6 protein-coding genes and 1 pseudogene are annotated in these 6907 nt (G+C 39.9%); 2 read left to right on the top strand and 5 right to left on the bottom strand.

Features of this window, described 5'->3' with window-relative positions; translation table 11 throughout:
* A pseudogene (locus H5185_RS20520) lies at positions 1-498 on the top strand (amino acid ABC transporter); the annotation flags it as partial.
* Here H5185_RS20520 and H5185_RS20515 read toward each other — a convergent pair.
* The 5 genes from H5185_RS20515 to nrfA form a co-directional block, all read right to left on the bottom strand.
* Complete coding sequence (locus tag H5185_RS20515; protein WP_182743030.1) at positions 499-1719, bottom strand: tetratricopeptide repeat protein; 1221 nt, start codon at positions 1717-1719, stop codon at positions 499-501.
* Positions 1720-1818: 99 nt separating this feature from the next.
* Positions 1819-2262 (bottom strand): hypothetical protein, encoded by a 444-nt coding sequence (locus tag H5185_RS23305; protein ID WP_310736170.1) that lies wholly within the window; start codon positions 2260-2262, stop codon positions 1819-1821.
* Positions 2263-2319: 57 nt separating this feature from the next.
* Entirely contained in the window at positions 2320-3570 is a 1251-nt protein-coding gene (locus tag H5185_RS20505) for an ammonium transporter (protein ID WP_124018058.1), read from the bottom strand.
* A gap of 9 nt (positions 3571-3579) precedes the next feature.
* Positions 3580-3918 carry a P-II family nitrogen regulator gene (glnK, locus tag H5185_RS20500; protein WP_011636110.1) on the bottom strand — a complete coding sequence of 113 codons (339 nt, stop codon included), beginning with the start codon at positions 3916-3918 and terminating at the stop codon, positions 3580-3582.
* A gap of 329 nt (positions 3919-4247) precedes the next feature.
* Entirely contained in the window at positions 4248-5639 is a 1392-nt protein-coding gene (gene nrfA, locus H5185_RS20495) for an ammonia-forming nitrite reductase cytochrome c552 subunit (RefSeq protein ID WP_182743029.1), read from the bottom strand.
* Positions 5640-5921: 282 nt separating this feature from the next.
* Between nrfA and H5185_RS20490 the strand changes: the two genes are divergently transcribed.
* A partial coding sequence (locus H5185_RS20490) for a type IV pili methyl-accepting chemotaxis transducer N-terminal domain-containing protein (protein WP_182743028.1) occupies positions 5922-6907 on the top strand: 986 nt, incomplete at its 3' end.

The following is a 6907-nucleotide window of genomic DNA, read 5'->3' as shown; positions in this document are numbered from 1 at the left end:
GTTGCAGGTTTATTTTATACCCAAAGCTTGATTGAATATAAAAATAGCGCATTCTACTTATCAAAAAACAATCTTAATATAGAAAAAATAAGTGATCTCAATACCTTGTCCGTTTTAGGCTTTCAAAATTCAAAACAATATTTAGGTAATAAATTTAAAGATATTGCCAACGGTAATCCTCATTTTAGTGAGATTACCAATCAAAAAAGCCAAGTTGTGATGCTGTTTAATGGTTATGTACAAGTCATCGTTCTAGAAAGGCGGATATTTGAATATTATCGCTATTTACTCGCATCAAAACTCGATACGAGTGTTGCAGTAACAGAAGTCTCACTGTTTGAACCTGCCCAACGAAAAATTGCCTGTCATGATAAAATAACGGCTGAGGAAATTGATAGCGCAATTACTTCACTCAAACAATCAAATCGTTATCAAGACATACTCGAGCTTGCAGAAAAGAACTATTATCAACCACAGACTAAAACACCTTCGCAATAATTAGTGTTGCATCATTGCTTGCAACTTCATTTGGTAGCCTTGTTTATGAAGGGTATCGCTCAAGGCCATTGCACGCTTAAGGTTTTTCTCAGCAAGCCCTGCCTCACCTGTTGCCCAATACGCTCGAGATAAGCCAAAATAAAATTCATGCCGATAATCCGCTTTTTCAACAGCTCGTTTATACCACACCAGTGCATCTTGATATTGCTTATCAAAATACGCTTGTTGAGCCATATCATAGTAATAAAATGGATTATTAATTCTCGCTAACTCAAGGACCTTATGTATCTCGGCCCACTCTTGTAGACGTCCTTGCTCCCCTAAAATTAAGGCTAAATTATACAATGTCGTTAGATCTTGAGAGTCAACTTGTAGCGCTAACCGATATGCATATTCAGCCTCAGCTTCATAACCTTTATGACGATAAATAACCGCTATCGTATTGATTGCCGCTACATACTGCGGGTCTAACAAAATACTTTTTTTAACCAGTGAATAAGCGGTATCATAATCAGCATCAACCAATGCCTCCGCGGCTATATTGTTATAAAACATCGCGGTTAATTGACGCTTATTGACTGTTTTTTTATGGTAAGCACGAACTGAACGTTCAGGTAAGAAATCCACCAAAATATCAGTCCCCCTAAATAACACAGTATGAGAATCCTTCACTGGTAACAGGCTCAAATTGACGTGACCGTTGACTAAATAAAAACCGCCACGCCTATCCCAAACGGGTTCAATATCAATATCATAAAACTCAACAGGCACATTTAACACATCAGCTAAAGCTGCCGATAACACCACCAGAGACATACAATTACCTTGGCGATTAAGCGCTGTTTCACTTGCGGTATGAGTAACATTATCGCGGTATTCAAAACCACCATCTTGAGCACCAATATACTGAGCTAACCATTCATTGGCGATAATACTCTGGCTACGAAGCATATTATCCGCTTGAAACTGTCGCCTAAATTGAGCCACAAATGGCTCAGGTAAACGATAAATATCATCAACCTCCACAGTGTCTATTGGCGTAAATAGCTCATCATGAAATAAGTTCGCAATCTTGAATGCTTGATTTGGAGATGGCGTTGACTGACAAGCACTCATACCGAAAAGTAAGGTAACGAGTAGAAGTTTAATCCATTTGAATAATAAATAGTCATGATAGTAACAGGCATCAACCGCTGTCTTTTTTGAGTGACGAGTGAACATAATTCAGCCCTCAGATAGAAATACGCTATCTAAAAGCATAGTCAATAGTTGCCTATTCAGCCAAAGCTACTGAGATAAGGTTTGATACCAAGGCATTCGCTATTGAGCAGGGATCTCATTCAAAGGAGGATAAATTTGGATAAACACTTGTGTGTCTTGATAGTCATAGGGACGATAAAATTGTTGGCCACAGCTAAAATAATTAAACGGTGACGCTATCGCCAAGCATCCAATCGGTAACGATTGTAAGATAGTAACCTGCTGTTGCTGCCGTAACAGCTCTTGCCATTGGTGCTGTTGTAACAATTGGTCGCGAACAGCAAAAGCATCAAAAGGCGTAGATGATTGACGCACCACAACAGTGCCAGCATGGCTCATGACACCAAACAACAAGCTAAAAAGTATCGCCGCGATCAATAAGTTTACCCCTGCTCGCATCATAGTTACCTCATCACTGTTTTTATCATCCAAATACCGATATATCACGCTAGCACATTGACTCGCTTTCCCCAACAGCGGCGTTAAGAATTTTATTGGATGCATAAAAAAACAGAACCTAAAGGTTCTGTTTTTTTATCTTACTTAGATTAAAGAATTAACTTAACCAGCGCTTTTGACACTCACAAACTCAGGATAAGCATCAACACCACAGTCAGAAGCATCCATACCGTTGTACTCTTCTTCTTCTGTTACTCGAATACCCATGGTCATTTTTAATATAAACCATACAAGTAACGATGCGCTAAAGACCCAAATAAAGATAACGGCGGCACCATATAACTGGCTACCAAAACTAGCATCAGCATTTGATAATGGAACTAACATCACCCCAAGGAAACCAGCAACACCGTGAACCGAAATCGCGCCAACTGGGTCATCAATTTTAATTCGGTCAAATGCGATAACCGAGAAGATAACAACAGCGCCCGCCACTAAGCCAATCACACCAGCCATTAACAGTGAAGGTGATAGCGGGTCAGCAGTAATCGCCACTAATCCTGCTAACGCACCGTTTAATATCATGGTTAAGTCAGCTTTGCCCCAGACAACTTTACACACAATCAATGCTGAGATAGCACCAAAAGCAGCGGCAGAGTTAGTATTTACGAATATTTTAGCGACTGCACTGGCATTTTCAGCATCTGAAACTAACAGTTGTGAACCACCGTTAAAGCCAAACCAACCCATCCATAAAATGAACATACCTAAGGTTGCCATTGGTAAGTTAGATCCTGGAATTGGATGAACTTGACCATTTTCACCGTATTTACCTTTACGAGCACCAAGAAGCAGTACACCAGATATCGCTGCTGCCGCACCGGCCATGTGAACAATACCACTACCAGCAAAGTCGACAAAACCCGCTTCAGAGAGGAATCCACCGCCCCACGTCCAGTAGCCTTCGACAGGATAAATTACAGCTGTCATTACGATAGAGAAGACTAAGAAAGACCACAATTTCATCCGTTCAGCAACGGCACCAGACACAATCGACATTGCAGTAGCAACAAACACCACTTGGAAGAAAAAGTCTGACTCTAATGCATGGTCTGCACCTTCAGCTTGCGAACCAATTAATGTGCCAAAAGAAGGAATAAAGCCACCTTCGACATTGTCTACATACATAATGTTATAGCCAACCAATAAAAACATGACACAGGCGATTGCATATAAACATACGTTTTTAGTTAAAATTTCAGTGGTATTTTTTGAACGGACTAGGCCAGCTTCTAACATGGCAAAACCCGCGGCCATCCACATCACAAATGCGCCAGAGATAAGGAAATAAAATGTATCTAGTGCGAAACGTAATTCAGTAACCGTTAGGCCTAATTGAGTTAACTCTTCCATAACAGTCTCCTATAATGCTTCGTTATCAAGTTCACCCGTACGGATACGGATCGCTTGTTCTAAATCAGTAACAAATATTTTACCATCACCAATCTTGCCGGTATGGGCAGCACTGGTAATCGCTTCAATAAGCATGTCCAAGTTTTCATCTTTGGTCGCAATTTCTAATTTTACTTTAGGTAAAAAATCCACTTGATACTCTGCCCCACGATAAAGCTCAGTGTGGCCTTTTTGACGTCCGAAGCCTTTTACCTCAGTAACAGTCATACCTTCAATGCCCATGCCTGCAATGGCTTCACGGACATCATCCAACTTAAATGGCTTGATGATAGCGCTGACGAGTTTCATCTCGACCTCCAAAAGTGTGAAAAAATGTAATTGTTATTTATTTGTTGAATAGTTAATTCAATCATTAGGCCACATTTTCAAACCACTGTTCTGTATGAATTTTATTTTATTTTTCATTTTATTTGTTAACATAAAAGCACCATTCAAGTGCATCTCAAACATCAACGCATCATTTTAGTGCAATTATTGAGCTGGCTTTTATCACGTCGAGTAACAACGGCTTAAGCCAGAGGTTTTTAGAGCGAACATAAAAAAATAGCCCTCTAATGAGGGCTATTTTTATGATTTAAGGATTAATAACACCATAAAGCGTTAAGGTTCAACACCAGTTATTTATAAGTCGCCTCACGCTTTTTAGCTTCTTCTTTCCACTTAGGAACAAGTGTTTTCTTGAATTCAGCTTTTTCAGCATTCATGGTTTTCATGTCCATGCCTAATGCTGCTTGCGCTTTAGCTTTAGTTGACGTATCAGGATATGCAATTGGTTGTTTAACTCCTTTAGCACCTAATAACTGAGCCAATTTAACTCGAGCATCAGCAGCTTTATCCAATGAAGTACCTAAAATACGTAATACTTCAGCAGGAGCATGAGATGATGCACCATGAGATGCTGTCGCATAATCCCAACGCCACTGTGAATGACGAATATCCATTAGGATTGGCTTCATTTCAACTTCAGTTGCACCAGCATCCCACGCCGCTTTAGCTTCAAAGTGAGCTTTAACTAATTGAGTTTCAACACGTGCCTTTAAGTCTTGTGCTTTCTGTTTGCTCTCATTCACTAAATTGACCATAAACTCTTTGCTTTGACTGTGACAAGTGGCACATGTTTCTTCAAAGCGATCAAATGGGTTACCCACTTTATGATCTGTAAATTTGCGGCCTTTGTCATTAGTCACTTTAGGCATATGACAATCAACACAACTCACGTTATTTTGACCGTGAACGCCCATTTTCCAAGTTTCATAACCAGGATGTTGCGCTTTTAACATTGGCGTTTTAGACACGGCATGAGTCCAATCAGAGAACTCCATGTTGTCGTAATACACTTCCATTTGCTCAACTGTGGTACCCATATCCCAAGGGAATTTAACAAAACCAGGACGTTCTGCTGTTTTCTCGAAATAGTACTCAACGTGACATTGAGCACACACCATTGATTGCTTGTCTTTACGAGAAGCTTTATCAAATGGCGTATTTAATGTTGCCATAGCACGTGCTGCAAACGGACGTGACATGCGTAACTTTGAAGATCCTTTTTCATGACAGTCAGCACAACCGAGCACATTGACAATTTCTGGGCCACCTTTAGCCCATTTACCACTGAAATAGCCATCTTCACCTTGCTCTTCAATCACCCGTGGTACGTCAGGGCTTTTACAGCTCCAGCAGGCCATTGGCATTGGACCGTCTTCAGCATTTTTGGGCGCACCAGTACGCAATGTATTCGTTACGTCAGTTACTGCATACATATGACCACGAGGTGCATTGTAATCTTTAGCAAAACCGTAACCCGCCCACAACACGACTAGGCTAGGTACTTTTTCTAACATATCGACAACTTCTTTGCTTTCATCAGTAGCATGCCAACTGTCGTACTGTTTTGAGAATTTATCCTTATAAACTTCATTACGAGGTTCGGTTTTCTCACTAGCCATTGCGCCAGCGGCTAAAAAACTGGCTGCAATCACTGCACTCAGTGCAATTGATTTTGCGTTCATCTTCATCACCCTTCATCTCCGTGTTACATTATATTTAATTTAATAATCACGACATCTCTAGAGACAAAGTTAGCTATTTAAAACGGCTTTAAATATACCTCTTATGGGGTATAGAGACTAAAGTTTGCGCCAGATCAATATGTAGACAGGATGTGTTTCACACTTTTGCAAACTTGTTAATGTTTTCAAGCGACACCTAATGTAGAACACACTATTGAACCTGGTATAAAACTGGGCTTTTGCTTATTTTTAATCCCTTACCGTTATCGACAGCAGGACTTTATGTTTACTCGTGGCAGCCTTACCTCCACCATTTTAAGTTTAATGCTCGTGGTGATTTTATTGTCATCAAGCTTAGCGGTGTTTTCCATCGTCAGTTTAACTTTTAGCTTGGGAGACGCCAGAGGAATAAACGCCTCAGGCTCGCTACGAATGCAAAGCTACCGACTATTGCTTGACGCCAATATTGGCAGCCATAATATCGATGAAAAAATTGCTGATTTCGAAACAACACTCAATTCTGAAGCGCTTAAACGCTCCCTTGCATGGTATAGCCCAAAAGAAATGCGTGACCAATACGTATTGGTTATTCATAAGTGGCAAGTAATGAAAGTCTATATTGAGGAAGGAAACATCCGCCTATACTCCGCTTCGTTAACCGACTTTGTTAACACCATTGATACCTTAGTGCTGAATATGGAACAGTTCGCCGCCTTTAAATTAAAGTTACTGGTTATTGGGCAAATTATTGGTTTATCTATTTTACTGATTATTGCTTTTTTTGCGGTGGCATTTACCCGTAAGCGCGTCGTTAAGCCATTGCAATTATTGATAGAAAGTTCCACAACAATCTCTAAAGGAAACTTCAAAGTTAAAATGCCTAAAACGGACTATATTGAACTCACCGCCTTAGGTAATGCATTGCAAAAAACTGCCGCTGAATTAGCCAGCTTATATGAAGATTTAGAAAACCAAGTCAACGAAAAAACCTTGGCATTGACCCGCACAAATAACGAGTTAAAGTTTCTATACGACAACCTTGTCATGTTACATGCCAATAAACTCGACTATAAAGCCTTACAATCAGCAATCAATCAATTGAAATATTATGAAAGTTTATCCTATTTACGCTTAGTTATTGAACATGATGACGGCTCCAAAGACATCATTAAAGCTGAAGGGGGCTGGCCAGATGAATTACCGATTGAATCGTTACACTTTCCATTATTAATAGAAAAGACTCAATTGGGCTATTTGGATGTGATATC

The sequence above is a fragment of the Shewanella sp. SG44-6 genome (assembly GCF_014164185.1).
Taxonomy (GTDB): Bacteria; Pseudomonadota; Gammaproteobacteria; order Enterobacterales; family Shewanellaceae; genus Shewanella; species Shewanella vesiculosa.
The sequence above is the reverse complement of the archived record's forward strand: the minus strand, read 5'-3'. Positions and strand labels throughout refer to the sequence as shown.

What these genes read in the sequence shown, in the direction of transcription:
- H5185_RS20515 (WP_182743030.1), bottom strand. Translation starts at nt 1,719, where the DNA reads ATGTTCACTCGTCACTCAAAAAAGACAGCGGTTGATGCCTGTTACTAT.
- nrfA (WP_182743029.1), bottom strand. Translation starts at nt 5,639, where the DNA reads ATGAACGCAAAATCAATTGCACTGAGTGCAGTGATTGCAGCCAGTTTT.
- glnK (WP_011636110.1), bottom strand. Translation starts at nt 3,918, where the DNA reads ATGAAACTCGTCAGCGCTATCATCAAGCCATTTAAGTTGGATGATGTC.
- H5185_RS20505 (WP_124018058.1), bottom strand. Translation starts at nt 3,570, where the DNA reads ATGGAAGAGTTAACTCAATTAGGCCTAACGGTTACTGAATTACGTTTC.
- H5185_RS23305 (WP_310736170.1), bottom strand. Translation starts at nt 2,262, where the DNA reads ATGCATCCAATAAAATTCTTAACGCCGCTGTTGGGGAAAGCGAGTCAA.